This window comes from Pseudomonas sp. BW7P1 (assembly GCF_024981055.1).
Lineage (GTDB): Bacteria > Pseudomonadota > Gammaproteobacteria > Pseudomonadales > Pseudomonadaceae > Aquipseudomonas > Aquipseudomonas bananamidigenes.
Genome location: NZ_CP103374.1, coordinates 3298654 through 3324917, shown reverse-complemented (window position 1 = coordinate 3324917; position 26264 = coordinate 3298654). Strand labels below are relative to the sequence as shown.

Annotated in this window: 29 protein-coding genes and 1 pseudogene; 11 read left to right on the top strand and 19 right to left on the bottom strand. The window is 58.5% G+C overall.

Annotation, left to right across the window (positions count from 1 at the left end):
* Position 1: 1 nt before the first annotated feature.
* Positions 2-1459, bottom strand: a complete 1458-nt coding sequence (locus tag NWV16_RS14820; RefSeq protein ID WP_260519655.1) for an MFS transporter — start codon at positions 1457-1459, stop codon at positions 2-4.
* A 221-nt stretch (positions 1460-1680) separates the two neighbouring features.
* On the opposite strand from NWV16_RS14820, the gene NWV16_RS14815 reads away from it, so the two are divergent.
* A complete protein-coding gene (locus tag NWV16_RS14815; RefSeq protein WP_260519654.1) occupies positions 1681-2439 on the top strand; it encodes an SDR family oxidoreductase in 759 nt (252 codons plus the stop codon).
* A 79-nt stretch (positions 2440-2518) separates the two neighbouring features.
* A complete protein-coding gene (locus NWV16_RS14810; protein WP_260519653.1) occupies positions 2519-3034 on the top strand; it encodes a nuclear transport factor 2 family protein in 516 nt (171 codons plus the stop codon).
* A 51-nt stretch (positions 3035-3085) separates the two neighbouring features.
* Here the strand turns inward: NWV16_RS14810 and NWV16_RS14805 are convergent, their stop codons facing one another.
* From NWV16_RS14805 to NWV16_RS14775, 7 genes are all read right to left on the bottom strand, one after another.
* Positions 3086-3316: a hypothetical protein gene (locus tag NWV16_RS14805; RefSeq protein WP_065260512.1), complete on the bottom strand. Its 231-nt coding sequence runs from the start codon at positions 3314-3316 to the stop codon at positions 3086-3088.
* Positions 3317-3591: 275 nt separating this feature from the next.
* Positions 3592-5229 (bottom strand): ABC-F family ATP-binding cassette domain-containing protein, encoded by a 1638-nt coding sequence (locus NWV16_RS14800; RefSeq protein ID WP_260519652.1) that lies wholly within the window; start codon positions 5227-5229, stop codon positions 3592-3594.
* Positions 5230-5372: 143 nt separating this feature from the next.
* Positions 5373-6410 carry a DNA topoisomerase IB gene (locus NWV16_RS14795; RefSeq protein WP_260519651.1) on the bottom strand — a complete coding sequence of 346 codons (1038 nt, stop codon included), beginning with the start codon at positions 6408-6410 and terminating at the stop codon, positions 5373-5375.
* A gap of 71 nt (positions 6411-6481) precedes the next feature.
* A complete protein-coding gene (modC, locus tag NWV16_RS14790; RefSeq protein ID WP_260519650.1) occupies positions 6482-7561 on the bottom strand; it encodes a molybdenum ABC transporter ATP-binding protein in 1080 nt (359 codons plus the stop codon).
* 3 nt (positions 7562-7564) lie between these two features.
* A complete protein-coding gene (modB, locus tag NWV16_RS14785) occupies positions 7565-8245 on the bottom strand; it encodes a molybdate ABC transporter permease subunit (protein ID WP_260519649.1) in 681 nt (226 codons plus the stop codon).
* Positions 8246-9013: a molybdate ABC transporter substrate-binding protein gene (modA, locus tag NWV16_RS14780; RefSeq protein ID WP_260519648.1), complete on the bottom strand. Its 768-nt coding sequence runs from the start codon at positions 9011-9013 to the stop codon at positions 8246-8248.
* Between the two features lie 172 nt (positions 9014-9185).
* Entirely contained in the window at positions 9186-10247 is a 1062-nt protein-coding gene (locus NWV16_RS14775) for an NAD(P)H-dependent flavin oxidoreductase (protein WP_260519647.1), read from the bottom strand.
* 260 nt (positions 10248-10507) lie between these two features.
* On the opposite strand from NWV16_RS14775, the pseudogene NWV16_RS14770 reads away from it, so the two are divergent.
* Positions 10508-10807 (top strand): annotated as a pseudogene (locus tag NWV16_RS14770) (GyrI-like domain-containing protein); the annotation flags it as partial.
* A 68-nt stretch (positions 10808-10875) separates the two neighbouring features.
* Here the strand turns inward: NWV16_RS14770 and ada are convergent.
* The 5 genes from ada to NWV16_RS14745 form a co-directional block, all read right to left on the bottom strand.
* Entirely contained in the window at positions 10876-11943 is a 1068-nt protein-coding gene (gene ada, locus NWV16_RS14765; protein WP_260519645.1) for a bifunctional DNA-binding transcriptional regulator/O6-methylguanine-DNA methyltransferase Ada, read from the bottom strand.
* 88 nt (positions 11944-12031) lie between these two features.
* The gene (gene alkB, locus NWV16_RS14760) at positions 12032-12688 is read right to left on the bottom strand and encodes a DNA oxidative demethylase AlkB (protein WP_260519644.1); all 657 of its coding nucleotides are present in this window, start codon (positions 12686-12688) and stop codon (positions 12032-12034) included.
* 5 nt (positions 12689-12693) lie between these two features.
* The gene (locus NWV16_RS14755; protein WP_260519643.1) at positions 12694-13407 is read right to left on the bottom strand and encodes a 2OG-Fe(II) oxygenase; all 714 of its coding nucleotides are present in this window, start codon (positions 13405-13407) and stop codon (positions 12694-12696) included.
* Between the two features lie 92 nt (positions 13408-13499).
* A complete protein-coding gene (locus NWV16_RS14750) occupies positions 13500-13676 on the bottom strand; it encodes a hypothetical protein (protein ID WP_260519642.1) in 177 nt (58 codons plus the stop codon).
* Between the two features lie 27 nt (positions 13677-13703).
* Complete coding sequence (locus tag NWV16_RS14745) at positions 13704-14006, bottom strand: DUF1883 domain-containing protein (RefSeq protein ID WP_065260500.1); 303 nt, start codon at positions 14004-14006, stop codon at positions 13704-13706.
* 212 nt (positions 14007-14218) lie between these two features.
* Between NWV16_RS14745 and NWV16_RS14740 the strand changes: the two genes are divergently transcribed.
* Together NWV16_RS14740 and NWV16_RS14735 are read left to right on the top strand one after the other, a co-directional pair.
* Positions 14219-14575, top strand: a complete 357-nt coding sequence (locus NWV16_RS14740) for a hypothetical protein (RefSeq protein WP_260519641.1) — start codon at positions 14219-14221, stop codon at positions 14573-14575.
* Positions 14576-14647: 72 nt separating this feature from the next.
* On the top strand, positions 14648-14878 hold the full coding sequence (locus tag NWV16_RS14735) for a hypothetical protein (protein ID WP_260519640.1): 231 nt from the start codon (positions 14648-14650) through the stop codon (positions 14876-14878).
* A gap of 4 nt (positions 14879-14882) precedes the next feature.
* On the opposite strand, the gene NWV16_RS14730 is transcribed toward NWV16_RS14735, so the two are convergent.
* Positions 14883-15179, bottom strand: coding sequence for a hypothetical protein (locus tag NWV16_RS14730; RefSeq protein ID WP_260519639.1), 297 nt, complete (start codon positions 15177-15179; stop codon positions 14883-14885).
* Positions 15180-15307: 128 nt separating this feature from the next.
* On the bottom strand, positions 15308-15496 hold the full coding sequence (locus NWV16_RS14725; RefSeq protein WP_260519638.1) for a hypothetical protein: 189 nt from the start codon (positions 15494-15496) through the stop codon (positions 15308-15310).
* 247 nt (positions 15497-15743) lie between these two features.
* On the opposite strand from NWV16_RS14725, the gene galU reads away from it, so the two are divergent.
* Both galU and gorA read left to right on the top strand, forming a co-directional pair.
* The gene (gene galU, locus NWV16_RS14720; RefSeq protein WP_260519637.1) at positions 15744-16583 is read left to right on the top strand and encodes a UTP--glucose-1-phosphate uridylyltransferase GalU; all 840 of its coding nucleotides are present in this window, start codon (positions 15744-15746) and stop codon (positions 16581-16583) included.
* Between the two features lie 129 nt (positions 16584-16712).
* Positions 16713-18071 carry a glutathione-disulfide reductase gene (gene gorA, locus NWV16_RS14715; protein WP_260519636.1) on the top strand — a complete coding sequence of 453 codons (1359 nt, stop codon included), beginning with the start codon at positions 16713-16715 and terminating at the stop codon, positions 18069-18071.
* On the opposite strand, the gene NWV16_RS14710 is transcribed toward gorA, so the two are convergent.
* A complete protein-coding gene (locus tag NWV16_RS14710; protein WP_260519635.1) occupies positions 18068-19072 on the bottom strand; it encodes a DNA-binding protein in 1005 nt (334 codons plus the stop codon). The two genes, gorA and NWV16_RS14710, sit on opposite strands and share 4 nt — an antisense overlap.
* Before the next feature lie 177 nt (positions 19073-19249).
* On the opposite strand from NWV16_RS14710, the gene NWV16_RS14705 reads away from it, so the two are divergent.
* From NWV16_RS14705 to ahpF, 3 genes are all read left to right on the top strand, one after another.
* Positions 19250-20188: a site-specific integrase gene (locus NWV16_RS14705; RefSeq protein WP_260519634.1), complete on the top strand. Its 939-nt coding sequence runs from the start codon at positions 19250-19252 to the stop codon at positions 20186-20188.
* Between the two features lie 136 nt (positions 20189-20324).
* Positions 20325-20888 (top strand): alkyl hydroperoxide reductase subunit C, encoded by a 564-nt coding sequence (ahpC, locus tag NWV16_RS14700; protein WP_016774916.1) that lies wholly within the window; start codon positions 20325-20327, stop codon positions 20886-20888.
* A 130-nt stretch (positions 20889-21018) separates the two neighbouring features.
* Entirely contained in the window at positions 21019-22581 is a 1563-nt protein-coding gene (ahpF, locus tag NWV16_RS14695; protein WP_260519633.1) for an alkyl hydroperoxide reductase subunit F, read from the top strand.
* Between the two features lie 60 nt (positions 22582-22641).
* On the opposite strand, the gene gloA is transcribed toward ahpF, so the two are convergent.
* A complete protein-coding gene (gene gloA, locus NWV16_RS14690) occupies positions 22642-23163 on the bottom strand; it encodes a lactoylglutathione lyase (RefSeq protein ID WP_065260490.1) in 522 nt (173 codons plus the stop codon).
* Positions 23164-23306: 143 nt separating this feature from the next.
* On the opposite strand from gloA, the gene NWV16_RS14685 reads away from it, so the two are divergent.
* Positions 23307-23825: a DUF4946 domain-containing protein gene (locus tag NWV16_RS14685; protein WP_260519632.1), complete on the top strand. Its 519-nt coding sequence runs from the start codon at positions 23307-23309 to the stop codon at positions 23823-23825.
* Between the two features lie 206 nt (positions 23826-24031).
* Here the strand turns inward: NWV16_RS14685 and NWV16_RS14680 are convergent, their stop codons facing one another.
* On the bottom strand, positions 24032-24397 hold the full coding sequence (locus tag NWV16_RS14680) for a histone-like nucleoid-structuring protein, MvaT/MvaU family (RefSeq protein WP_260519631.1): 366 nt from the start codon (positions 24395-24397) through the stop codon (positions 24032-24034).
* A 235-nt stretch (positions 24398-24632) separates the two neighbouring features.
* Complete coding sequence (locus NWV16_RS14675; protein ID WP_260519630.1) at positions 24633-26168, bottom strand: EAL domain-containing protein; 1536 nt, start codon at positions 26166-26168, stop codon at positions 24633-24635.
* Positions 26169-26264: the final 96 nt, after the last annotated feature.

Below are 26264 nucleotides of genomic sequence, written 5' to 3'. Positions count from 1 at the left end.
CTCACTCTGCCGGGTGCATGGCCGCCGTTTGCAGCTCTGCAGCAGGTTGGCGCGCCAGACTCAGGCTCAGTCCTGCGCCTACGGCCAGACAGGCAGCGATGCACAGTATGGCGACGGTGAAGGCTTGGGTGATGGCCGCCGCGTCCGTGTCCTTGCCCAGAAGCGTGTAAAAAATGCCACCGATGATCGCCACGCTCAGTGCTGTGCTGATTTGCAGGGTGGAACTGGTGATGCCCGCAATCATGCCGGAATACGCCGGTGCCACACGTCCTGTGATCATGCGCATCAATGTCGGAAGGGCCAGTCCTTGTCCGAAGCCGATCAGAAAGAGAATCACGGCAAGAGACAGAGCAGAGGGCGTGACGGCCGTCGGTGTGTGCGCCACGAGCCAGGCCAATAGCACGAACCCCAGCACTTCGAGTGACATTCCGAAGGGATTCACATAAGACCCCAGCAAACGCCGGAACAGATGGGTGGTGAGCGGCCCGAGCAAAAAACCTGCGCCGAATGGAAGGAAGACCAGACCTGCACTGAGTGGGCTCGTATGCAGCGCTCCCTGTAAATAGATGGAAAACAGCAGGAAGAACACACCGATTGCGTAGAAGGTGAGTGCGACGAGCAATGCCCGGCCCAGCCCGGGCGCACGCAGTGCAGCAGGGTTCAGCAACGGCGCGCCTTGCGCTTGATACAAACGGGCTTCGTAGCGCCAGAACAGCCAGGCAAGCAGTGGCACCGCCGCCAGCGACAGCCAGGCCCACAACGGCCAACCCGCTTCACGTCCCTCGATCAGCGGAACGATCAGCGCCGCAAGCGTCACCATCGACAACAGCGTTCCACCCAGATCCAGCTTGCTGGTCTGGAGGGCGCGAGTTTCCTTGACCACGGGGATGGCGATCAGAATGACCAGCACCGCAATCGGTAAATTCACCAGAAATATCGCCCGCCAGCCCAGGTTCATCAGGTTGAGCGAGATCAGAATCCCGCCAAGTGCCTGGCCGACTACCGACGCCAAACCAAACACCGCACCGTACAGGCTCAACGCCAAGGGCTTTTCCGACTCAGGGAATATCGCTTGCACTGATGCGAGTGCCTGCGGCGCCATGACGGCGGCCGTCACGCCTTGCAGCGAGCGTCCGGCGATCAACACCCAGGGTGACTCGGCGACACCGCAGATCAGTGAGGCGACGGCAAAGCCCATCAGGCCAACGAAGAACATTCTCATGCGGCCAAAGATGTCACCAAGCCGTCCGCCGGTGATCAGTGTCACGGCATACAGCGCCGCGTAAGAAGAGATGATCAACTGTTCGGCAGAGGAGGCCGTGCCTAGCGATTGCTGAATCGAAGGCAGCGCTACGTTCACGATGAAAAAATCCAGCGGCGGCAAGAATGCACCGACCAACAGGATGGCGAACATCAGCCAGCGCCGCTGTTCTGCAAGGGCTACTATTTTCTCGGGCATAAGGTCTCCTTTCTGAAACCCTTCGGCTCCAGAATATTTTCGATTGCGGGTCATGCTTTGAATCAGCTGACTTCAATCTAAACGATCAAACCCTGGCTGACGCCTCACATAAATGAACGGCCAATGTTCATTTATGGCAGTGCCGTGCGCACCTGCCTCCTCGCAAAATGGCCGCACTGTGGTTCCGGTCGAGCCACACAACCGAAATCGAGGAGTCAGTTATGTCAGGTAAATTCGCTGATCAGGTCGCAGTCGTCACCGGCGCGTCCACCGGGATCGGATTTGCGATTGCACAGGGTTTGATTGCCGAGGGCGCCAGGCGCGTTTACATCACCGGGCGTTCTGCAGCCACGCTGGAGGCTGCGGTGGCCAAGCTTGGCGACAGGGCGGTCGCGGTCATTTCCGATGTCGCGCGCCAGGTTGATCTGGACGCGCTCAAGGCGACGATTGAGGCGCACGACGATCAACTGGACTCAGTGTTTGCCAATGCGGGTATTTGTGAAAAGAACCCGCTGGGCGAGACCACCGAGGCCGCCTATTTCAACATGTTCGACATCAACGTAAAGGGCGTCTTTTTTACTGTACAGACGTTGATGCCGTTGTTGAAAAATGGCGCTTCGATCGTACTGACGGCCTCTATCTGTTCCAGCAATGGCATGGAAGGACTGAGCCTCTACAACGCGTCCAAAGCCGCGGTACGTTCCTTTGCCAGGACGTGGGCCAACGAACTCAAAGGTCGCAAGATCAGAGCGAATGTCCTGAGCCCTGGCTTCACTCGTACACCGCTGATGGATAACGGCTTGAAGATGAGCGAAAGCGACGTTGCCGCGCTGCGTCAGCACGTCGAGCAGATCACGCCGTTGGGGTACATGGCCGAGCCTGAGGAAATCGCCTCGTCGGCACTGTTTCTTGCGTCTGCCGATGCGAAATATGTCAACGGTGTGGAGTTGATGGTCGACGGCGGCCTGTCGCAGATCTGACCACGTGCTCAACTGTAGCGCAGCCCTCGAGCAGGGCTGCCTTCCCCGCTTATGCGCAGTCCCTGCAGGAAACCTCATCATGAACAATGAACAACTGAACGCCCGACTGGACGCCCTGGAAAGTCGCGTCGCCATCGAGTCGCTGATCAGCGCCTACGCCAATGCTTTCGACCGCATCGACGCCTCGCTTCTTGGCTCAATCTGGCACGAAGAGTCGACACTGGATCTACCGGGTTTTGGCCAGGCTGGAAACCGTGACGAAATCCTGGCGATGGCGCAAAACAGCTGGCGCCAGATGCCCCATATGCACCACTGGATGGCCAACCCGCTGATTGAAATCGAGGGTGACAGCGCAGTGGGCACGGTAGCTGCGGATTGCCTGTTTCATGACATTGAAAAGGGCCCGGTGCAAGTCAGCGGTCTTTACCACGACAGGTTTGAACGTCGGGACGGAAAGTGGGCGTTCCTGTCACGTCGTTTTGAAATGCATTTCCTGACGCCATTAAAAGATTGGGTACCCGTAGCGGGCGAAGAGTCGACCGGAAGGGTTGCACTCGGGCTGGTTCGTCAAACCCACGATTTTTACCGATGCTGACAATCGGATGCGCATTGCTCGTCTGACCGCTAATGCATACCCCTCGGCGAATTACCGGAAACGGGGCAGTGGCCGATCGATCGGTTTGAGCGACGACAGCGTGCTGCGGATCAGCGGTGTGTCCTTTTCGATGTCGTTCAGCCGGTCGCGGATGCGCAGGGCGGTGGGGTGCCCGCCTTGATGGTCGACCCAGTCGGCGATCTCCTTGCAGGCGGCGGCGAGACGTGCCTCCCGGGCCTCGAGCAAGGTGAGGAGAGTGGTGATGGACTCTCTTTCGGACATGGAACACCTCCGTTCGGTAAAACGCTCTGAGGCAGCAAAAAGCCCGCGAAGCGCGAGCTCTCTGCCGTTGGGGCGCTGCTCCTTCAGCTCGTTTGAGTATAGACCCGTAAATGACAGCTATCCGTTGCGAGACGTATTGACGGACAACCGGGTGCTGGCTGCGATGCATCTTATGCAACGCTGCAAGGCCAACAGGTCTTCCATGGCGTTATCGCCGTTGCTGTGTGTCAGATCAACTATAGAAGCCCTGGCCGATCGTGCAAAAAATATACAACTCAGTTCGTCGGCTGGAGCGACCAGCCCGACGGCTGCCAATGCAGGTTGTGAGTCGGATGTAACGCTCGCAGAAACGCTTGATCGTGTGACACCACGACAATTGCTCCGGGAAATGTCTGCAGAGCCTGTTCAAACGCTTCCACTGAGGGTAGGTCCAGATGATTGGTCGGCTCGTCGAGCAGCAACAGTTGTGCGGGTGTTTCCCTCCACAACGCCAGTGCCAGTGCCGCTTTCAAACGTTCGCCGCCACTCAGTGATCCGCAGGGTTGCGTGGCGCGGCGGGCATCCAGTTGCAGTTGCGCCAGATAACTGCGCAGGGTGCCTTCTTCCAATGCCGTGCCGTGGGCTGTCAGTTGTTCAATGATGGAGGGCTGATCGTCCAGCAGATTCAGTTGTTGATCGAGAAATGCGCAAGGCACATGGGTCGTGCTGTGTCCGCCGATTGCACGCACTTGTCCGGCGAGCATTTTCAGCAAGGTCGATTTGCCGCACCCGTTGGGGCCATTGACGGCGACCCGCATCGGACCACGCAACCAGAGATTCAATCGGCTCGTCGGCAGGGAGGGAGATATCCAGGGCAGTCCTGCGTCAATCAGTGTGCAGACCTGACGGGCAGTCGGCACGTTGCTGCCTGGCAGGTTGATCGACACACAGTCTTCGGGGGCTACTTTGGCGTAGGCCTCGCGTACCTGAGTATCCAGATCGGATTTGCGCCTCTCATGGGCGCAGCGGACATGACCCATGATTTCCCGGGCGGCGCCCTTGATGGCGACGCGTTCGAAACTGGCAATGTTGGCCGTATCAGCATTGCGGCGAGAGGTGGCTGCGCGTCGTTGTATGGTGTCGTGTTCGCGCTGCAAGCGTAACCGTTCACGGTGACGTTCGCTCCTGGCCTGGTCGAGGCGGGCTTGCGCGGCTGCCTGGTGGATTTTCTGTTGCTCCCGAAACGCCGAGTAATTGCCGCCGAACTCGTTCGCGCCTGCGGCGGTGAGTTCGACGATGCGCTGCATTCGGTCCAGCAACTGTCGGTCATGGCTGATGACGATCAAGCCACTGCGCCATTGTTCGAGCATGCCGAGCAGCCATTGCCGGCCGGTTGTATCCAGGTGATTGCTCGGCTCATCAAGAATCAACAATGATGGCTGCGTCAAGAAAGCACCAATCAGGGCAATGCGCGCCTGCTGGCCACCGCTCAGATTGCTCATTCGGTCGCCAAACCCTGCGTGGACCAGTCCGGCGTCATCCAGCAAGCGTCGCAAGCGCTCCGCAAGATCCCAATGTTCGCCGACGATGTCGATGTCCTCGACGCAACCATCACCCTGGTTCAGACGACCTAGTGCCTGAAGAATGGTGGTGCTGCCCGTCGCATCGGCCACGGTCTGACCGATTGGCACGACAGGATTTTGTTCCACATAGGCTGTTGTCACGGAGCGGACCACGCTGCCGGTCGTTGGTTGCAGGACCCCGGCGATCAAGCGTGCCAGCACGCTCTTGCCAACGCCGTTGCGCCCGACGATGGCGCAGGGGGTGTGGTCGAACTTCAGATTGAGTGCATCGAAAATCGTCTCGCCATTGGCGAACTGGAAACCCAGCTGGTTCAGGGAGACGAGGGCGGGCGTACGCGAGACGTGAGTCATCGGCACCTCCAAAAAATGTCGTGAACACTGACAAGCGCCGTTAATGGCGTGTCGCGATTACATTTTTGAAGGCTTAGTTGTTCACTTCGGCGGTCGTCCTGAAGGAAGGAAAGTCGCAAGCCTAGCCGAGACGCCCGCAGGGTTCAAGGCGTGGTTGCCATGTCGACCATGCGTTCCAGAAAGATCGCCAGGGCGACTTCCTCGGTGCGCAAGCCCTTGCGCACCCGAGGCCTCGGAAGATCGGCCAGCACCCCCAGCATGAAATGCTCGACCACCGCCGGGTGGATGTAGCACTTGCGGCACACTGCCGGTGTATTGCCCAGTTGTCGCGCCACACCCTTGACCATCTCCGCCACATGTCGTTTGGCCTCGGTTTCCGACTCCCACTGCAGCTCTCGCAATATCGCCAGCGCCAGAGCGCTGCCGGCCCAGGTGCGATAGTCCTTGGCGGTGAAGTCTGCGCCGGTGAGGGTTTGCAGATACGCGTTGACGTCTTGCGAACTGACGGTGTGCCGCTCGCCGTTTTCATCCAGGTACTGGAACAGGTTCTGCCCCGGAATTTCCATGCAACGCTTGATGATGCGCGCCAGGCGTCGGTCCTTCACGGTGATTTGATGCTCAATGCCGCTTTTGCCCCGAAACTGAAACAGAATCGCGCTGCCGTTGATCTCGACGTGTCGGTTGCGCAGGGTGGTCAGTCCGTACGACCGATTCTCTCGTGCGTATTGAGTGTTGCCGACGCGGATCAACGTGGCATCGAGCAGGGTGATCACCGTGGCCATCACTTTGTCACGGCTGAACCCCGGCGCGGCCAGCAGTGCCTCCAGTCGTTTGCGCAGTTTCGGTAAGGCCATGCCGAACTCGCGCAGGCGCGAGTATTTGTCGGCATCACGGACTTCACGCCAGCGCGGATGATAACGGTATTGCTTGCGCCCGCGGGCATCACGACCGGTGGCCTGCAAGTGGCCGCGAGGGTCGGCGCAGATCCAGACATCGGTGTAGGCCGGCGGCACGGCCAGCGCATTGAGGCGTTTGACTTCGTCCGGGTCGACGATGCGCTGGCCGTGGGGGTCGAAATAGCAGAACTTGCCACGCAGCTTCTTGCGTGTGATTCCGGGTTGAGTGTCATCGACGTAATGCAGGTCCGAAGGCAACACTTCGGTCAGCGCGGCATCGGGCATGGCGGATTCCCTGGTGGCGGTCTGTTGTTACAGCGATTGACCGCATGCTCCGCCAGTCGTGCCGTCGCGATTCAGGCCAGAACCGCGACGGCCTTGATCTGCGCCCACAATGCCTGGCCCGGATGCACGCCCAACTGATCCCGGGAGTATCGCGTGATACGCGCCAGCAGCGGCGTGCCGTCGGCATCCAGTCGAATCAGCACATGTGCGGCATTGTCGGCGGGCATCTCGCTGACCACTCTGACCGGCAGGCGGTTGAGGATGCTGCTGTGTTCGCTGTCATGCAACGTCAGGCTGACATCGCGGGCCTGTACTTTGCAGCGCAGTGCCTGACCGACGTCCATTGGCGCGTGAGTCACGCGAATATCCAGCAAGGTGTCGGGCAGTCGCAGGCAGAGTAACTGGTAGGCGTGATCGTAAGAGGTGACCTGACCCTCAATGATCACGCCGGCGTCATTGCCCATGGCCAATGGCAGATCAAGACGTGCCAGGGTTTCTCCGATCGGACCGCTGGCCAGCGCTTTACCCGCTTCGAGCAGCACCAGATGATCGGCCAGCTGCGCCACTTCATCCTGGGCGTGGCTGACATACAGAACCGGAATATCGAGTTCGTCGTGCAGGCGTTGCAGGTAAGGCAGGATTTCACTTTTTCGCTGGCTGTCGAGCGCGGCCAGGGGTTCGTCCATCAGCAGCAGTTTCGGACTGGTCAACAAGGCACGAGCAATACCGACGCGCTGACGTTCACCGCCGGACAGATGCTGCGGATGCCGTTCCAGTAAATGACCGATCCCCAGCAGTTCGGTGGCTTGCGCCAGGTCGACCCGGCGCTGGTCTTTCGCGATGCGTTTGAGGCCGAATTGCAGGTTGGCCAGCACCGAGAGGTGCGCAAACAGGCTGGCCTCCTGAAAAACATAACCCAGCGCTCGTCTGTGGGGCGGGACAAAGATACCGGTTCGGCTGTCCTGCCAGACTTCACCATTGATGCTGATAAAAGCTTCAGCGGCGCGTTCGAGCCCGGCGATACAGCGCAGGCAAGTGGTCTTGCCCGAACCGGACTGCCCGAACAGCGCGGTCACGCCTCGGCCCGGCAAACTCAGGTCGACATCCAGACCGAAGCCTGGCCAGGCAAGTTTCAAGCGAGCTTCAATCATCGATCAACTCCAGCCTGCGCGCGACTTGCGGCTGGAATAAAGCGCCAGCAACACCAGAAACGAAAACACCAGCATCGCCCCGGCGAGCCAATGCGCCTGCGAGTACTCCATGGCTTCGACATGATCGTAGATCTGGACCGACACCACGCGGGTCTTGTCGGGAATATTGCCGCCGATCATCAGCACCACACCGAATTCGCCGACGGTATGGGCGAAACCGAGAATCGCCGCGGTAATGAATCCGGGGCGTGCGAGCGGCAGGATGACGCTGAAAAAAGTGTCCCAGGGATTGGCACGCAAAGTGGCGGCCACTTCCAGTGGGCGAGTGCCGATGGCGGAGAAGGCGTTTTGCAACGGTTGCACCACAAAAGGCATGGAATAGAGCACCGAACCGATCACCAGCCCGGTGAAACTGAAAGTGAGCGTGCCCAGCCCCAGCCACTGGGTGAAATGGCCAAGAAAGCCGTTCGGCCCCATGGCCAGCAACAGATAAAAGCCGATCACGGTCGGCGGCAATACAAGGGGCAGGGCGACGATGGCCCCGATGGGGCCGCGCAGCCAGGAACGGCTGCGTGACAACCACAGGGCAATCGGAGTGCCGATGACCAGCAGGATTGCGGTGGTCAGGGACGCCAGTTTCAGGGTCAGCCAGATCGCCGCGAAATCGGCACTCGTCAGCGACATTTACAGCTGGTAACCGTAGGACTTGATGACCTCAGCGGCTTTCGGGCCCTTGAGGTAGTCAACCAGCGCCTTGGCGGCGGCGTTGTCCTTGCCTTTGTTCAGGATGACGGCGTCCTGCTTGATCGGGTCGTGCATACTCGCCGGAACGATCCACGCCGAGCCGCTGGCGACCTTGCCATCCTTGTAGATCTGCGACAGGGCGACAAAGCCCAGTTCGGCGTTGCCGGTGGATACGAACTGGTAGGCCTGAGTGATGTTCTGGCCTTCAACGATCTTGGTTTTGGTTGCTTCCGTCAATTTCAGCTTCTCCAGCACCTGGGTGGCGGCGAGGCCATAAGGAGCGGCTTTCGGGTTGGCGATGGACAGGTGCTGGTATTGGTTTTTCTTCAGTACGTCGCCTTTGGGGTCGACGTAACCTTCCTTGGCCGACCACAGCGCCAGAGTGCCAATGGCGTAAGTGAAGCGCGAACCTTTGACGGTGTCGCCTTCTTTTTCCAGTTTTTCAGGTGTGGTGTCGTCAGCCGAGAGGAACACCTCGAACGGCGCGCCGTTCTTGATCTGGGTGTAGAACTGTCCGGTAGCACCATAGGCTGCCACCAGTTTGTGCCCGGTGTCTTTTTCGAAATCGGCGGCGATCGCCTGAATCGGCGCAGTGAAGTTGGCCGCGACCGCGACCTGCACTTCATCGGCCTGAACAGCGCCCATGGCAAATACCGCGATCAGAGAGGCCAGACAGGCAGGGGCAAAACGTGAGGCACGAATGGTCATGTAACAGCTCCGTTGTAGGCAGGTGCAGTGGGCAGTTGTTGTTAGAGGGGTAGACTGCGCCGATGCGAGGGGGAATCGCTATATAGGTGAATATATAGCGAAACACCGTTAAACGGAAAGTGCTGGTTTCACCTCGGGCAAAGGCGCGCTGCCTGTCACCTGTTTGCGTGGATTATCGAACCAGTTTCGCCAGTGCGCCTTCGGCCAGTTGTCGCGTCAGTTGCGCACTGCTCAGTTCCTTGCCCAATGCAAACGCCTGACCGGCCCAGAGGTTGCTGAAACCGGCCTCGTCCTTGGCGCGCAAGGGCATCAGAGCGCCACCGGCCAAAGGAAACGCCGGGGCTTTGTCTGACATCGGCCCCAGCTCGCGCATCGCCCGGTTCAGAATTCCCCGTGCCGGCCGTCCGGTGAACAGGTTGGTGATCGCCGTTTCACTGTCTTTTGCCGTACGCAACGCCCTGTGATGCGAGGCGCTGATTTTTGCCTCCGGTGTAAACAGATAAGCCGTGCCGACCTGCACGGCCGATGCCCCGAGCATGAGGGCGGCCGCAACGCCTCGCGCATCGGCAACCGCACCGGCAGCAATCACCGGCACCTTGACCGCATCGACGATTTGCGGAACCAGGGCAAAAGTCCCGACCTGACTGCTCAGGTCGTCGCTGAGGAACATGCCCCGGTGGCCGCCGGCTTCGTAGCCCATGGCGATGATTGCGTCGCAACCGTTCTGCTCCAGCCAGACGGCCTCATCGACGTTGGTTGCCGACGACAGGATTTTCGCCCCGGTGGCCTTGACCCGGTTCAGCAGGGATTTTTCCGGCAGGCCAAAGTGGAAGCTCACCACCTCCGGGCGGATCTCTTCAACCACTTCGCAAGCGGCCAGATCAAACGGGGTGCGGTTGGATACCGGAGTCGGTGTATCGAAGTCGGCACCCAGTTCGCGGTAGTAGGGTTCCAGCAGATTTTTCCAGTCTCGTGCCCGCTGTTCATCGGGTACCGGTGGCTGGTGGCAGAAAAAATTGACGTTGAACGGTTTGTCGGTGCCCTGGCGGATGGCGTTCAACTCCTGGCGCAGTTGCTCGACGCTCAGCAGTGCCGCCGGCATCGACCCCAGCCCGCCTGCATTGCACACGGCGATGACCATCGACGAATTCGTGGCTCCGGCCAACGGGCCCTGGATGATCGGCAGTTCGATGCCGAGCAGGTCGAGAATGCGGGTGTCTGGCCATTGGCTCATGGAATAGGCTCCGAAGGACAAAGCAGGGCAGAGAAGCTGAAGCCGGTTTTTTACCAGCAAAACCGGCTTCAGGGCCAGCCGGGATTTGTGGTTTTACGATCATTGCAGTCATCGCTGACGCAATCTTTCAGCGATTGGCGGAAAGTCGAGTGGGGCAATAAGGTTGCAGTGTGCTATTTGAATGCCATGAATCTTCGAACTCACGCCCCGGGAGGCAAACATGTTCAACGGCATTCTGATCGACAAAGACGACTCCGGTAACCGCGAAAATCGGGCCCATGTGGGGGGAGTTCTTCGGCAGGAACCTGGCACAGGACATTCCCGGCAAACTGGCCGAGTCCCCGATCTACGGTGTGTATTCGGCCTACGAGTCGGACGCTTCTGGTGCGTTTGATGTGACCGCGGGCGTTGCTGTCGTCGATCCGCAAAACGGCTTCGAATCGATCCGCATCGAGAGCGGGGAGTATCTGGTGTTCGAGGGACAGGGCGCATTACCGGAGGCGGTCATCGCCACCTGGGGCCGGATCTGGAAACACTTCGAAGCCAACCCGCCACTTTAGCGCCGCTATGCCACCGACTTCGAGACCTACCTTGGTCCCGAGTCGGTAGCGGTTTACATCGGCATTCGTTAAGAGCGGGTTTCCCGGGACAACAGCTCACGCTTGCGTTCCACGCCCCAGCGATAGCCCGAGAGATTTCCGTCGCTGCGCACCACGCGGTGGCAAGGGATCGCCACCGCGAGGCTGTTGGCACCGCAAGCCTGAGCCACGGCCCGCACGGCTTTTGGGGAGCCGATGCGCTGGGCGATGTCGGCGTAACTGGCGGTGCTGCCGACCGGTATTTCACGCAGCGCCTGCCAGACCCGTTCCTGAAACGCCGTGCCCTGTACATCCAGTGGCAGGTCGAGGCCGATGGCCGGCGCTTCGATGAAACCGACGACATGGGCGATCAGTTGCTCGAACTCGGCATCGGCGCCGATCAGGTTGGCCCGACGAAACTGGTCCTGCAGGTCGCAGACCAATTGATGCGGATCATCTCCCAACAGAATCGCACAGATGCCTCGTGCACTCTGGGCCACCAGAATGGCACCGAGCGAACACTGGCCGACTGCAAAACGAATGTCGTTGTTTTGTCCAGCGGCCCGGAAGTCGCCCGGTTTCATGCCCAGCAACTGATCTGCCGATTCATAGAAGCGGCTGTTTGAGTTGAAACCGGCGTCGTACAGTGCGTCGGTCACCGAGTCGCCATCCGCCAGACGTTGTCGCACTCTGCGGGAACGGTGTGCAGCAGCGTAACCCTTGGGTGTCAGGCCGGTGGCCGCTTTGAACACCCGATGGAAATGGAAGGGGCTAAGGCCGGCGGCTTCGGCCAGTTCGTTGAGTGCCGGCAGGGTTTCGGCGCTTTCGATCCGACGGCAGGCCGCAGCCACGGTCGCGGCATGTTGCGCGGCCACGTCGCTCTGATCCTTGCTCGCCCGTTTGCTGGGACGATAACCCGCCGCCTCAGCCTCTTCGGCCGTGTCGAAAAATTCGACATTCTGCGGCTTCGGCAGGCGTGCCAGGCTGCTTGGGCGGCAATAGATGCCGGTGGTCTTCACGGCATAGACAAACTGCCCGTCCGCCCGTGGATCCCGTGCGATGACAGCGGCCCAGCGTGGATCATCTTGCGTGTTCAGCGTGGTGGAACGCGTTTTCATGATGGAGAGTCCGTTGACCTGTTGAATTTCAGGTTAACCAGTGCCGCCAACGGTAACACTCCGGCCCTTGCGGTCAAATTCCTGGAGGTTATCCAGCGGTGCGAAACGTCAGGTTGAAACGCTGTTCGCCCAGTTGCGGATGCCGGCCGTGTTTGATCGGCAGAACCCCGTGGTACCGCAGCCGGTCGACGCCACCCCAGATCACCATATCGCCGTGCAGCAGTGAAACGCGCTGACTTCTGTCGCTGCGATTGAAACCGCCGAACAGGAAAATCGCGGGCAAGCCCAATGACAGGGAAACGATGGGCGCCGTGTAGGTGCTTTCGTCCTTGTCCTGATGCAGAGACATTTTTGCGCCGGGGACATAGCGATTGATCAGGCAGGAATCCGGCCTGAAGTCATGAAAGCCTGCCTGCAACGCCGCTGCCTGCGCCAGCTCACGAAACACTGCAGGCATCTCCGGCCAGGGCAGGTGGCTGAGCGGATCTTCGGCCGAATAGCGGTAACCGCTGCGATCGGTAATCCAGCCCAAGGCGCCGCAGCTGCTGGTGGCGACCGACATGCTGAAGCCGCCGGGCGTCATCATGTGGCGCAGTGGCGCCCGTTCAATGATCGATTCCAGAGCGGGCAGCAACTGTTCAATACGAGACAGCGCAAAGCCGCGCAGTACCCATGATTGCTCCCCGATCTGCTCGGAGCGACGGGGCTGCTCGGTGTCGGCGAAGAGGTCAGGATGGTTTTGCATGATGATCAGGTGGCGTCATGAAAGATGATGCCCAGAGTATGCCGTTTTCCGCTGTGCAGGCGACTCACGCCGTGGCGCAGGGTGACGCGATAATCACCGCGCACGCCTTTCACCGGGCGCTGGTTGACGGCGAAGATCAGTGCGTCGCCTTTTTTCAGGTCCATCACCATGGGGCGAGACTGCATTCTGGGGCGTTGCTCGGTCAGGACGAACTCACCACCGCTGAAGTCTTCTCCTGGTTCCGACAGCAGAATCGCCACTTGTAGCGGAAAGACATGTTCGCCGTACAGGTCCTGATGCAGACAGTTGTAGTCCTGCGGACCGTATTGCAGCAAGAGCGGGGTAGGCCGCAGTTGACCGGCGGCGTGACAGCGCGCGAGAAACTCGCTGTGCAGCGGCGCAAACCGTTCTGTTAATCCCATTCGCTCGTGCCAGCGATTGGCCAAGGGAACAAGTCGCTGATAAAGCGAACTGCGCAGGCGTTCCACGAGCGGCGGCAGTGGATAGCGCAGGTATTTGTATTCGCCGCGCCCAAAACCGTGTCGGGCCATGATGACTTGCGAGCGGAACGGGTCGCTCTGTGGGTAAAGGGCACTCAGGCGGTCACAGGTTTGCGGGGGCAACAGCGAACGGATGATGGCGAAACCGTCTTGATCCAGTTGTTGTTCGAGTGCGATCCAGTCGAGCGTATCGAGGGGAGAGTCAGGTGACTTCGGCATACTGATTCCTTGGCTTGCGTCCAGGCGATCAGTCTAGGCAGCCCGCGAGGCCGGAACACTCCGGCGCTTGCGGTCGAATTCTCACCCCGGACTTACAGCGCCTTGCTGACGCTGATGTCGCTGATCACGTCGCCGCTCTGGCCGTGAATGGCATTCAGCGCGGCCTTGGCCTCTTCCGGCGTGCCGTTTTCCAGTTGGGCGAACTCGAAACGGCGCTCGCCGTTGAGTTTGTACTTGATGACGAATTTGGTCGTTTGGGCCACGGTCATGCTTACCTGATTGTGTGGAGGGGGGTGTCAGCTGAGTTTCGAGCTGGAGCGGCGGATGATCTTGATCGAATGGGTCAGGTTCGGCTTGCGTGTCACACTGATCGCCCGGCGGCTGACGGTATCGATGGTGATGTTCCAGAACCCGGTGCTCGGCGCGGTGATACGGGCCGGGAATTTGTCGAACGCGCCACCATGGTAGGTATGACGACCGCCATTCTTGAAGCTGCGGAAGTTGGCGTCGTTCATCAGACGGATGTTGCAGGTTTGCGAGCACTGGATGACGACGATGTCGTCTTCGTTGAGGTGCTCGCGCTGGTGAATGAATTTCATGGGCGCCTCCAGAAGGGCTTTTTCTACAAAATCAAAACGATAGCAAGGACAATTGGCGGCAGTTTATCAGTCCGGACGGGTTATTATCCGGCCGTCGGGCGCTGCTTTGACAATTAAAAACAGTTATTCGCGATTCTGTGTGCGTTAAATGCAATGAACCTTGGAGAAAAATGGCATTCATGCTGTCCGAGGCTCTTTATAGGAGATTCTGTATGAAGTGGGGTGTGGTCATTGTGCCGTTGGCATTGACGATGGGTGGTTGCGCAAGTGTTTCGGAGATCAATGAAACGTTGCCGACCATGAACGTCATTTCCGGCAAGAAGCCCCACGAGTACGCGCAGTGCCTGGCCGACAAACTGGCACATAGTCGCGGGGCCCTGCAAATGGAACCGCACAAGGACGGCGTTCGGGTGATCGTGCCGGGGAAACTGTCATCAGGCCCGGCGGCGGTGTTTGACATCGAGGATCGCTCGGGTGGCAGCAGCATCAAGCTGCATGAGCGCATGTCCAATGTGCCGATTCGTCCTCGGGATGTGCGCAATGCTGCCGAGGCGTGCATTTCCGGCTGATAAACTGTCACTTGTCAGTATCGATGCCGTCCAGGTCATGTCTGGGCGGCATTTTCATATCTGGAGGTGTGCATGAAGCGGGAACAGGTGCGCGAGCGCCATAAAGAGGGATTGATTGCGGCTACCCATGTGATTCAGAACCCGGCGAATCCGGGGGAATGGATCGTGTTTTTCAAGAAAAGCGCCGGACGCAGCTATTTTCTGGTGGACGAGAATGACGAGGTCGAGTCCTTCGACCGGCTGGACGATCTGATTGAGGTCGTTCGCGGGCTGGGGATCAAGTTCGCCGAAATCCACATGTAGATTTCTATTTGCAGACCACCACGACACTGCGGTTCTTGTAGTTGCCGACGTCGACCCCCAGCGTCTTGTCGCTTTCCTTCGGTGCGGGCGTACCGTCGGTGCCGACGATGCGATAGCCCGTTCCGGCGCAGGAAGCATCGGCCTTTTCATAGCAGGCAGCCCAGGAATTGGCTTCGCCCGAGCAGTCGATGCTCAGGCCTTGTTCGCCATTGTTCAGATAGGTCGTTTCGGAAGTGGCGCAGCCAGCCAGGGCCAGGAGCGCAATCATTGGCAGCATGCGATTCAGGAGGCGAGTGTTCATGGCGATGTTGTCTTCGCAAGGAGAGGGATAGACGTTATGACAGCGCCGGTGTGAAAAGGTTATAGCGATTGGCCACGCCTTTGTAGGCAGACGAAAAAAAGCCCTGCACAGTGGCAGGGCCCGTTCGATCAGTCATGATCCTTGCCGCGACGTTTCGGTGCAGCAGGCGTGTATTCAAGCACCGCGGCTACTTCAACCGCCATCGCTTCAGTGGGCAGTGGACCGGACACATCTTCGCCGTTGGCGGCGGTGATATGCCACTGGCCATCTTTCGCCTTGGCGACGGTGTACCCGTTGATGATTTTTTCTGCGGACATCTAGCGGCCTCGTTGGCTGGTTCAAAGGCGTCATGATAACGGGAAACAGGCGAACGGGCGCGGGTCGATGCGGTGTTCCTGAATCTTTGGGCTACGCTGAATGCGCAGGCTCAATGTGCCGATGGAACTATCCGCCAGATTATTTCTCTATGTTGGCATCGGTTAGCCAGTGCGGGGCATTGTAAGGTGCGCGCCGCCTGATTAGACTGCGCCGAAACTCGTACACACAGCCCTTTCAAGGACTTATATGATCAAGAAATGCTTGTTCCCAGCAGCCGGTTACGGTACTCGCTTCCTGCCAGCGACTAAGGCCATGCCCAAGGAAATGCTGCCGGTGGTAAACAAGCCACTGATCCAGTACGGCGTCGAAGAGGCTCTGGATGCCGGCCTGAACGAAATCTCCATCGTCACTGGCCGTGGCAAGCGCGCTCTGGAGGACCACTTCGACATCAGCTATGAACTGGAAAACCAGATCAAAGGCACCGACAAGGAAAAATACCTGGTCGGTATCCGCAAACTGCTGGACGAGTGCTCGTTCTCCTACACCCGTCAGACCGAAATGAAAGGCCTGGGTCACGCGATCCTGACCGGTCGTCCGCTGATCGGCGATGAACCGTTTGCCGTGGTGCTGGCAGACGACTTGTGCGTCAACCTTGATGGCGACGGCGTACTGACCCAGATGGTCAAGCTGTACAAGCAGTTCCGCTGCTCGATCATTGCCATCCAGGAAGTCGACCCGTCAGAGACCAGCAAGTACGGCGTCATTGCCGGCGAGATGATCCGTGATGACATCTACCGCGTACACAGCATGGTCGAAAAGCCGAAGCCGGAAGACGCGCCGTCGAACCTGGCGATCATCGGTCGTTACATCCTGACTCCGGACATCTTCGACCTGATCGAGCAGACCGAGCCAGGCAAGGGCGGTGAGATCCAGATCACCGACGCTCTGATGAAACAGGCCCAGAACGGCTGCGTGATGGCATACAAGTTCAAGGGCAAGCGTTTCGACTGCGGTGGTGCCGAGGGTTACATCGAGGCCACCAACTTCTGCTTCGAAAACTTCTACAAGACCGGCAAGGCCTACTGACAGCGCCTGATCTGCCTGTACGAGAAAGCCACCTTCGGGTGGCTTTTTCATTTTTCGCCCCTATATCGGCAGGAGTGCTTGCCCAACGGGCGACGGCGCGTATGCTGATCGCCTGCCGAGGAGAAAGAAATGGCCTACGATTTTGACCTTTATGTGATTGGTGCCGGTTCCGGCGGTGTTCGCGCTGCACGATTCGCGGCTGGTTTCGGCGCCAGAGTGGCGGTGGCCGAGAGTCGTTATCTCGGCGGCACTTGCGTCAACGTCGGCTGCGTGCCGAAAAAACTGTTGGTGTACGGCGCGCATTTCGCCGAAGACTTTGAACAATCCTCGGGTTTCGGCTGGAACCTGGGTGAAGCGGATTTCGACTGGGCGACCCTGATCGCCAACAAGGATCGCGAGATCAATCGCCTGAACGGCATTTATCGCAATCTGCTGGTCAACAGTGGCGTGACCCTGCACGAAGCGCACGCAAAGATCGTTGGTCCCCATGAAGTGGAGGTCAGCGGCGAGCGCTACACCGCGAAAAACATTCTGATCGCTACGGGCGGCTGGCCGCAGATTCCGGAGATTCCGGGGCATGAACATGCGATCAGCTCCAATCAGGCCTTTTTCCTTGAAGAGTTGCCCAAGCGTGTTCTGGTCGTGGGTGGCGGATACATCGCCGTTGAATTCGCCGGAATCTTCCATGGGCTGGGTGCCGAAACCACATTGCTGTATCGCGGCGATCTGTTCCTGCGTGGCTTCGACGGTTCGGTGCGCAAGCACCTTCAGGAAGAGCTGACCAAGCGTGGCATGAACCTTCAGTTCAACGCCGACATCGAGCGAATCGACAAGCAGGCGGATGGCAGCCTGCGGGCAACCCTGAAAGATGGCCGCCAGCTCGAGGCCGATTGCGTGTTCTATGCCACCGGACGACGTCCGATGCTGGACAATCTGGGGCTGGAAAATACTGGCGTCACACTGGATGACAAGGGCTTTATCAAGGTCGATGAGCTGTACCAGACCACCGAGCCGTCGATTCTGGCGTTGGGTGATGTCATCGGTCGCGTTCAATTGACGCCCGTGGCGCTGGCCGAAGGCATGGCAGTGGCGCGACGTCTGTTCAGGCCGGAGCAGTATCGCCCGGTGGATTACAAGATGATCCCGACAGCGGTATTCAGCCTGCCGAATATCGGCACCGTCGGCTTGACTGAAGAGGAGGCGCGGGCGGCCGGGCATGAGGTGGTGATTTACGAAAGCCGCTTCCGTCCGATGAAACTGACCCTGACGGACTGCCAGGAGCGCACGCTGATGAAGCTGGTGGTCGATGGCAAGACTGACAAGGTGCTGGGCTGCCACATGGTCGGGCCGGAGGCCGGTGAGATCGTGCAGGGGCTGGCGATTGCGCTGAAGGCTGGCGCGACCAAGCGTGACTTCGACGACACCATCGGGGTGCACCCGACGGCGGCCGAAGAGTTTGTCACCATGCGTACGCCGGTTGGCGCTTAAACATCCTTTGATGCTGTCGCGTCTGGCGCTGCCTTGACGGCAGTCGCCAGGCGCAATTTCTCCTGGTTCTCGGTCAGTTGCGTGTTCAGTGACTGGTTGAGCTGTTTCTGCTCGTCGACGCTCTGCTTGAGTGTCTGGCTGTCAAGCAGCGCCACGCGCAGGCGCTCTTGAAGAAGCGTGCGCTCACTCTCAACGCTTCGCACTTGCTCCAGTAACTGATCCTGGCGTTGATGATTGTGCTTGAGCTGATCCTGCAGCAAGCTCAGTTCACGATTCGTGCCGCGGTTTTCGGTCAGCAGGCGCTCGTTGTCACGGTGTAGTTGAGTGATTTCGTCCTGGCGTACCAGAGCACTTTGCTGCGCCTGGCGCAACTCCATCTGCAGTTGCTGAACCTGGGCTTCGTGACGGCTCTGTTCCTGCTCGCGCTGCTCCTTGATCGCATTGCGGTAGTGCTCCAGCGCGTCACGTGCGTGCAGGTGTTTTTCTTCCAGCGAGCGGATCTGTTCGTCCTTGTCCTGCAAACGCAATTCAAAGTCAGCCAGCGCCTGGTTCAGGCCGGCATTGCGGGTCTGCTCGGTCTGGAGCATCGAGCGTGTATTGCTCAAGGCTTCGGATTCCCGAGCCAGGGATGCCCCCTGAATTTCGTGCTGATGTTCCAGTTGGCTGAGGGACTGACGGGTCTCGCTCAATTCGCTTTCCAGAGCCTGGCGTTGTTCCTCGAATTGCTCGCGCGCCTGGTCGATGGGTTCCTGCGCCTGCTCTTTGAGGCGTTGCGCGAGACGGGAAACGAGGGCAGTCAGTTCATCGTCGATCGGTTCCGAGACTGTTTCGGCGGGACCGCTGCCGTCGTCCAGCTCTTTCAGATAGCGGTGGATGGTGGTTTTCGATCCGGTGTTGCCCAGTTCGATGCGTACTGCGTCGATGCTTGGGTGTTCGCCACGGGCGAGGATCGCTGCGCGCGCGATCTGCACTACGGCTTTGTTGACGCCGCCACGGGCCATATTGACTCCTTCGATTACGTACTGTGGTACATGCCACTAAAGTACGCAGTGTACCACGCTGAAAATAATGTGAAATGTTTCAAGATAAACGGACGGGATATACTGGTATTACCCCGTGTGAAGCACCAGAATGCGCTTTCCAATCCTGCAATCAGTACATCTGCGAGAGACCTGCCCATGAGCGATCTGGATCGCTATCTGCAAGCCGCCACCCGTGACAACACCCGCCGCAGCTATCGTGCAGCCATCGAGCATTTCGAGACGGTATGGGGCGGGTTTCTGCCCGCGACGGCGGACAGTGTTGCGCGCTATCTGGTGGCTCATGCGGGCGTGCTGTCGGTCAATACGCTGAAACTGCGTCTGTCGGCGCTGGCGCAGTGGCATAACAGCCAGGGGTTCGTCGATCCGACCAAGACGCCGGTCGTGCGCAAGGTGTTCAAGGGCATTCGCGCGCTGCATCCTGCGCAGGAAAAACAGGCCGAGCCCTTGCAATTGCAAGATCTCGAGCAGACGGTGGCCTGGCTCGAGCAGGAAATGAAAGAGGCCCGGGAAAAACAGGATCGGCCGTTGCTGCTCAGAGCCTGCCGTGACCGAGCGTTGATTCTTTTGGGTTTCTGGCGCGGGTTTCGCAGTGATGAGCTGTGTCGGGTGCAGATCGAGCACGTCCAGGCCCACGCCGGCAGTGGCATCACCCTTTACTTGCCGCGCAGCAAAGGCGACCGGGAAAACCTGGGGCAGACCTATCAGGCCCCGGCGCTGTTGAAGTTATGTCCGGTGCAGGCGTATATCGAATGGATCACCGAAGCGGCGCTGGTGCGCGGCCCGGTGTTTCGCGCTGTCGACCGTTGGGGAAATCTGAGCGAGGAGGGGTTGCACGCCAACAGTGTGATTCCGCTGTTGCGTCAGGCCCTTGAGCGTGCAGGGATCTGCGCCGAGCGCTACACCAGTCACTCGTTGCGGCGTGGCTTTGCCACTTGGGCCCATCAAAGTGGCTGGGATCTCAAATCGTTGATGAGTTACGTGGGCTGGAAGGATATGAAGTCTGCCATGCGCTATGTTGAAGCAAGCCCTTTTCACGGGATGGCCCGGATTACGGATAAGCCGTTGTCGTCGTAGATATCGTTTTCTTCTATTAATACAGTCAGCTAATAGCGAAAACAAATCAGCAGCATCAGGTTTGCCAATGAGCCATCCGTCGAGTGAGTGGGTAGGATTCACCCATCGAATTCACAACCCTGACGGAGAGTCATCAATGCCTATCATCAACAGCCAAGTAAAACCGTTCAAAGCGACCGCGTTCAAAAACGGCGACTTCGTACAAGTCTCGGACGCTGACCTGAAAGGCAAATGGTCCGTAGTGTTCTTCTACCCGGCCGACTTCACCTTCGTTTGCCCGACCGAGCTGGAAGACCTGGCCGATAACTACGCTGAGTTCAAGAAACTGGGCGTAGAAATCTACAGCGTTTCCACCGACACCCACTTTGCTCACGCTGCCTGGCACAACACCTCGCCAGCCATCGGCAAAATCGAATACACCATGATCGGTGACCCGACTCATGTCATCTCCCGCAACTTCGACGTGCTGATCGAGGAAGCAGGTCTGGCCGACCGTGGCACCTTCGTCATCAACCCTGAAGGCCAGATCAAAATCGTTGAACTGAACGATGGCGGCGTCGGCCGTGACGCTTCCGAGCTGCTGCGCAAGATCAAGGCTGCTCAGTACGTCGCCGCTCACCCAGGCGAAGTTTGCCCGGCCAAGTGGAAAGAAGGCGAGGCCACTCTGGCTCCGTCCCTGGACCTGGTCGGCAAGATCTGAGTCTGTGAGACACGCAACACAGGGCGGGACTTTGCACCTACCCAAGTAAGCTGCACCGCCCAATAGAAAAGCCCGGGCGAGATTCGCTCGGGCTTTTTTTCGCCTCAAATAAAGTCAGGAGATCGCCCGTATGTTGGACGCCAATCTTAAAGCCCAGTTGAAATCGTACCTGGAACGGGTCACCCAGCCGATCGAGATCGTTGCCTCACTCGACGACGGTGCGAAATCCCGTGAAATGCTCGACCTGTTGAAAGACGTTGCCAGTCTTTCGCATCAGATTACCTTGATCGACAGCGGCGACGATGCACGCAAACCGTCGTTCTCGATCAACCGCCCGGGTGCCGACATCAGCCTGCGTTTCGCCGGCATTCCAATGGGCCATGAATTCACTTCTTTGGTGCTGGCTCTGCTGCAAGTTGGCGGTCACCCATCGAAGGCCAGTGTCGAAGTGATCGAACAGATCCGCTCGCTCAAGGGCGAGTTCAACTTCGAGACGTATTTCTCACTGTCCTGCCAGAACTGCCCGGACGTGGTTCAGGCGCTGAACCTGATGGCGGTACTGAATCCGAACATCCGCCACGTCGCCATCGATGGCGCGCTGTTCCAGGACGAAGTCAACGATCGCAAGATCATGGCCGTGCCAAGCATTTACCTCAATGGAGAGAACTTCGGTCAGGGCCGCATGGGCCTGGAAGAGATCCTCACCAAGCTCGACACCGGCGCCATCGAGCGTCAGGCCGAAAAAATCAGCGCCAAGCAAGCCTTTGATGTGCTGGTGGTCGGCGGTGGCCCGGCCGGTGCTTCGGCGGCAATCTATGCGGCGCGTAAAGGTATTCGTACCGGTGTTGCAGCCGAACGCTTCGGCGGACAGGTGCTGGACACCATGGCCATCGAGAACTTCATTTCCGTCCAGGAAACCGAAGGCCCGAAACTTGCTGTGGCCCTGGAAGAACACGTCAAGCAGTACGACGTCGACATCATGAACCTGCAACGTGCCGACAAGCTGATTCCGGGCAAGAACGGCGAGCTGCATGAGGTTCATTTCGCCAGCGGCGCGACCCTCAAGGCCAGGAGCGTGATTCTGGCGACCGGCGCACGGTGGCGTGAAATGAACGTACCGGGCGAGCAGGAATACCGCAACAAGGGTGTGGCTTACTGCCCGCACTGCGACGGCCCGCTGTTCAAGGGCAAGCGTGTAGCGGTGATCGGCGGTGGCAACTCCGGCGTCGAGGCAGCGATTGACCTGGCCGGTATCGTATCTCACGTCACATTGCTGGAATTCGACGTACAGCTGCGTGCTGACGCGGTACTGCAACGCAAACTGCACAGTTTGCCGAACGTGACCGTGATCACCAGTGCACAAACCACTGAAGTCACCGGGGACGGCCAAAAGGTCAATGGTCTGCGGTACAAGGACCGCAAGACTGACGAGCTGCGCAACGTGGAACTGGAAGGGATCTTCGTGCAGATCGGTCTGTTGCCTAATACCGATTGGCTCAAAGGCACCATCGAGCTGTCGCCGCGTGGTGAGATCATCGTCGACAACCGGGGTGAAACCTCGATCCCGGGCATCTTCGCTGCCGGTGACGTGACCACTGTGCCGTACAAGCAGATCGTGATTGCGGTGGGTGAGGGCGCCAAGGCTTCCCTCAGCGCCTTCGATCACTTGATCCGTACTTCGGCTCCGGCGTAAATCCAGGACCGAAAAAAGAAAACCCCATCAGCGATGATGGGGTTTTTTCTTTTTCAGCTTTTACAGGGGGGCTGGCTGAATGATCTCGACCCAGTAGCCATCGGGATCCTTGATGAACGCCAGGCTTTTCATGCGGCCGTCGGTCAGACGCTTCTGGAAGTCGCAGCCCAACTCTTCAAAGCGAGCGCAAGCGGCAACGATATCCGGCACCGAAATACAGATGTGGCCGAAACCACGTGGATCGGTGTTGCCGTTGTGGTAGGCGAAATCCGCATCGTTTTCGGTGCCATGGTTGTGGGTCAGTTCCAGGATGCCGGGAATCGACTTCATCCACTCGGTACGGGCGGCGGCGTCGGCCGGGATCTGCGATTTGTCCACCAGGGCGAGGAAGTACAGGCTGAATTCAGCTTCCGGGAAATCACGCTTTTCCACCAGCGAGAAACCCAGTACGCGAGTGTAGAAATCCAGCGATTTGGTGATGTCTTTGACGCGCAGCATGGTGTGGTTGAAGACAAAGTTGCGGGTTGCGCTGTCCGGGGTGGCGGTGACGCCAGGGAAGGTGTTCAGTTCTTGCAGGCTCATGGGCCCTCCGTAACAAATTGGGGCGAGTGAATGGGCGCAATGATACGCATGCGGTGCGGCATCGCCAAACCGAAAGCGCAGGCTTGCCCTGCGGGCAGTTGAGCCCTCACACTTCACGGCTCAATCCGCGAGTGCTTCTGGTAATGATCCGACCGTTCAAATCGCTGTTCGTTTTCTTCGGCTTGTCGCTTGTCACCGCTTCGGCCTTCGCGGATCCGCCGAGCATCACCTGGCCTGCTGGCTGGCAAGTCGAAGCGCTCCCCGAATCAGCGCCGGAAGTTTCCCGTCAGCGAGCGGTAAAAAACGATGCGGATGGCAATCAGGTGATGGTGATGGAATTGACGATGACGCGTGTTCAAACAGGTCATCAGGTCAATTTGCAAGGTGTGTTGCTGGAAATGCGAAAGTCAGTGCAGAAGGGCTTTTTCCAGGGTGGCTACCAGAGCGTCTGCAACAAGATTCATCCAGTCACACTGGGTTCATTGGCGGCGCTTGAAACCACTTGCACGATTACCGAAAACGGACGTCATGTGTTGTCGCAAACATTGGTCGCCGCAGTAGAGGCGCAGAAGGCCTATGTACTTTCGTATGCCGGACAAGCCGAGGTTTACAAGGCCAGCGCGGAGGAAGTAATGGCGGCGAGAAACAGCCTGAAATTTTAGTCAGCTGTTCGGTGATCCTCATTCTGTTAGAAACCTGAAGGGATTAAATACAAAGTTGGGCCCCCAGCGAGGGTGCAACATTCGGAAGCATAGTTCAGCGCAAGCGTCTGTTTGTTTCTGAACTTCGAGTCGGGAAATTGTTGCATTTGTTAGATATTGTCCAAAAAAAAGCCCTGCATTCGCAGGGCTTTTATGTTTGCGAGGGATTAACCGCGCAACCAGGAATCAACGGTGGCTGCACCGTATTGTTCCTTCCAGGCCTTCAGGCCGCGATGGTTGCCACCCTTGGTCTCGATCAGCTCACCGGTGTGCGGGTTCTGATAGACCTTGACCACGCGCGCGCGGCGGGTCTTGGGTGCAGTGGCCAGTTGCAGGCCGGTGTTTTTCGATTTCGGATCGAGAATGTCGATGATGTCTTTCAGGTTTTTGCCGTAGGTTTTCATCAGCCCCTGGAGCTTTTCTTCGAATTCGATTTCTTTCTTGAGCCCGGCGTCGTTCTTCAGCGATTCCAACTGCTTGAGCTGTTCCTGAAGGGCCTTTTCAGCTGCACGAAATTCAGCGAGTCTGGACAATATCTTTACTCCAATAGTGTGTTTGGCTGATACCAACCGCAAACAAAGCTATAAGCCAAGAGCCTTGTAGCGACTCGGTGATAGTGGCTCACCTGCCAATCTTGCAACAGGCAAGAAAAATTGTAGTAGTTAATGCGGCGGGAGTAAATCCTGACGTTTTCGTTATGTAAAAAACTGCGATGTCTTGTATCAATTTGGTGCGTGCCGACGGTAAGCACGGATTTATCGTGTCAAGTTAATGATGAGTTAATGCCTCAATGAAATCCATGGCCGGCATGGGTTTGCCGAACAGGTAACCTTGCAGGAAGTTGACGTGATGGGCCGCCAGGTAATCGCACTGAGCTTGTGTTTCCACGCCTTCGGCCACAATCCCCAGGTCGAGCTTTGCGCAAAGTTCGATGACACTGTCCAGAATGTGTCGGGAGAGGGCGTCTTTATCGATCATGGCGACGAACGTCTGGTCGATCTTGAGGAAGTCGACATTGAATGTTCTCAAATAACCCAGGCTCGAATGCCCGGTGCCGAAGTCGTCGATGGCGATCTTCACACCCATGGCCTGCAGTTGTGCAAACAACTGATGAGTGATGTCGCTGGGCTCGATCAGTTCCCGTTCCGTCAACTCGAGTACCAGGTTGATACTGCCGAGTGCGAACGCCGCCAGGAACTCCCGGCAATCTTCCACCAGTTCGAGGTCGTGGCAGTGACTGGCCGTAATGTTGATACCGATGTGGAAGGGGGCCTCGAAGGAAGCAGACAGCGGCCCGAGCAGCGCGGCGGTCTGCTGCATCAATGAACGGGTCATCGGTACGATCAAGCCGGAATGTTCGGCGAAGGGTATGAACAGATCAGGGCGTACCAGGCCTTCCTTGGGATGATTCCAGCGCATCAGCACTTCGCAGCCCGACCAGCGTTTGCTGTCGCCATAGACCACCGGTTGAAAGTAGGGAATGAACTCCCCCGACTCCAGCGCGCGCAGCATTTCATGACTGGGGGAGGTCGCACGGTTCTGCACGATGTAACCGATCGCCCCGGAAACCGCACCAAAGAAAATCAACAGACTGAACAACGGCGGGTATTCGTCGCTCATGTAATTCCAGGTTTCATGTTCGGGAAAACCGGCCCTCACCGTGTAGGCATAGTGTGGAGAGTTCAACGTGCTCTGGGCCACAGGAAGTTCTGGAAGGACGCTTTGATGCACCTTGCCGTCGGCAGAAAGCCAGTTGTTGCCGACCTGCAGCAACAACAATGTCTGCCGGCCAATCAGCCGCAGAATGTTGCTCAAGTGATAGCCGTCCAGCGTCGTCAGCGCGCCAGCCCGGCCATCGCTCAGTCGATACACCAGCAGTGCAGTGTCGGGTGTCACCGGGTTGCCGTTCATGAGCCATAACTTGCCTTGGGCGTAGTCGCCCGGATTGACGGTTTCCTTGAAGTTGCCGAACAGCGAGCTGCAATAAAGGTTGTTGTCCCACACCAGATTGGTCGAGCGCACAAAGGGGCGGCGGGTGACCTGTTCGCGCAACGCCAGTTTGACGTCCTCGCAGCTCTGGCCCGCCAGCGGCAGCAACTCGCGGGCAGACTGGGCGGTGTTGTCGAGCATCAGATCGAACTGGCGCAGGGCTTCCTCTGCGGTTTGCCGGGCGCTCTGTTCCAGCGTGCGTTCGGCCTGCATATGAAGAATGACGGTGCCGATGATGATCGGCAGCAAACCGCACAACAGCGTCACGATGATTCGGGTACTGCGTTTGCGGCGGGGCCTGGCGGTCAGAGGCATGGGGGCATCCTGTCACGAAGGTGTGGTGCGCTCGATTGCAGGCGGGGCCAGGCTGCACCTTCCGGAAAACGTTGGGTCTGTGCCCATGATAGATGG

Bases quoted from the DNA above. Each gene is read 5' to 3' on its own strand.
- NWV16_RS14810 (WP_260519653.1), top strand. From the start codon at position 2,519: ATGAACAATGAACAACTGAACGCCCGACTGGACGCCCTGGAAAGTCGC.
- NWV16_RS14725 (WP_260519638.1), bottom strand. From the start codon at position 15,496: ATGTCCGCAGAAAAAATCATCAACGGGTACACCGTCGCCAAGGCGAAA.
- ahpF (WP_260519633.1), top strand. From the start codon at position 21,019: ATGTTGGACGCCAATCTTAAAGCCCAGTTGAAATCGTACCTGGAACGG.
- NWV16_RS14800 (WP_260519652.1), bottom strand. From the start codon at position 5,229: ATGACTCACGTCTCGCGTACGCCCGCCCTCGTCTCCCTGAACCAGCTG.
- NWV16_RS14710 (WP_260519635.1), bottom strand. From the start codon at position 19,072: ATGGCCCGTGGCGGCGTCAACAAAGCCGTAGTGCAGATCGCGCGCGCA.
- NWV16_RS14820 (WP_260519655.1), bottom strand. From the start codon at position 1,459: ATGCCCGAGAAAATAGTAGCCCTTGCAGAACAGCGGCGCTGGCTGATG.
- NWV16_RS14735 (WP_260519640.1), top strand. From the start codon at position 14,648: ATGAAGCGGGAACAGGTGCGCGAGCGCCATAAAGAGGGATTGATTGCG.
- NWV16_RS14775 (WP_260519647.1), bottom strand. From the start codon at position 10,247: ATGAGCCAATGGCCAGACACCCGCATTCTCGACCTGCTCGGCATCGAA.
- NWV16_RS14755 (WP_260519643.1), bottom strand. From the start codon at position 13,407: ATGCCGAAGTCACCTGACTCTCCCCTCGATACGCTCGACTGGATCGCA.
- NWV16_RS14745 (WP_065260500.1), bottom strand. From the start codon at position 14,006: ATGAAATTCATTCACCAGCGCGAGCACCTCAACGAAGACGACATCGTC.
- NWV16_RS14805 (WP_065260512.1), bottom strand. From the start codon at position 3,316: ATGTCCGAAAGAGAGTCCATCACCACTCTCCTCACCTTGCTCGAGGCC.
- NWV16_RS14685 (WP_260519632.1), top strand. From the start codon at position 23,307: ATGATCCGACCGTTCAAATCGCTGTTCGTTTTCTTCGGCTTGTCGCTT.
- gloA (WP_065260490.1), bottom strand. From the start codon at position 23,163: ATGAGCCTGCAAGAACTGAACACCTTCCCTGGCGTCACCGCCACCCCG.
- NWV16_RS14675 (WP_260519630.1), bottom strand. From the start codon at position 26,168: ATGCCTCTGACCGCCAGGCCCCGCCGCAAACGCAGTACCCGAATCATC.
- NWV16_RS14730 (WP_260519639.1), bottom strand. From the start codon at position 15,179: ATGAACACTCGCCTCCTGAATCGCATGCTGCCAATGATTGCGCTCCTG.
- modB (WP_260519649.1), bottom strand. From the start codon at position 8,245: ATGTCGCTGACGAGTGCCGATTTCGCGGCGATCTGGCTGACCCTGAAA.
- ada (WP_260519645.1), bottom strand. From the start codon at position 11,943: ATGAAAACGCGTTCCACCACGCTGAACACGCAAGATGATCCACGCTGG.
- NWV16_RS14750 (WP_260519642.1), bottom strand. From the start codon at position 13,676: ATGACCGTGGCCCAAACGACCAAATTCGTCATCAAGTACAAACTCAAC.
- NWV16_RS14795 (WP_260519651.1), bottom strand. From the start codon at position 6,410: ATGCCCGATGCCGCGCTGACCGAAGTGTTGCCTTCGGACCTGCATTAC.
- modC (WP_260519650.1), bottom strand. From the start codon at position 7,561: ATGATTGAAGCTCGCTTGAAACTTGCCTGGCCAGGCTTCGGTCTGGAT.
- NWV16_RS14740 (WP_260519641.1), top strand. From the start codon at position 14,219: ATGAAGTGGGGTGTGGTCATTGTGCCGTTGGCATTGACGATGGGTGGT.
- galU (WP_260519637.1), top strand. From the start codon at position 15,744: ATGATCAAGAAATGCTTGTTCCCAGCAGCCGGTTACGGTACTCGCTTC.
- gorA (WP_260519636.1), top strand. From the start codon at position 16,713: ATGGCCTACGATTTTGACCTTTATGTGATTGGTGCCGGTTCCGGCGGT.
- NWV16_RS14705 (WP_260519634.1), top strand. From the start codon at position 19,250: ATGAGCGATCTGGATCGCTATCTGCAAGCCGCCACCCGTGACAACACC.
- alkB (WP_260519644.1), bottom strand. From the start codon at position 12,688: ATGCAAAACCATCCTGACCTCTTCGCCGACACCGAGCAGCCCCGTCGC.
- modA (WP_260519648.1), bottom strand. From the start codon at position 9,013: ATGACCATTCGTGCCTCACGTTTTGCCCCTGCCTGTCTGGCCTCTCTG.
- ahpC (WP_016774916.1), top strand. From the start codon at position 20,325: ATGCCTATCATCAACAGCCAAGTAAAACCGTTCAAAGCGACCGCGTTC.
- NWV16_RS14815 (WP_260519654.1), top strand. From the start codon at position 1,681: ATGTCAGGTAAATTCGCTGATCAGGTCGCAGTCGTCACCGGCGCGTCC.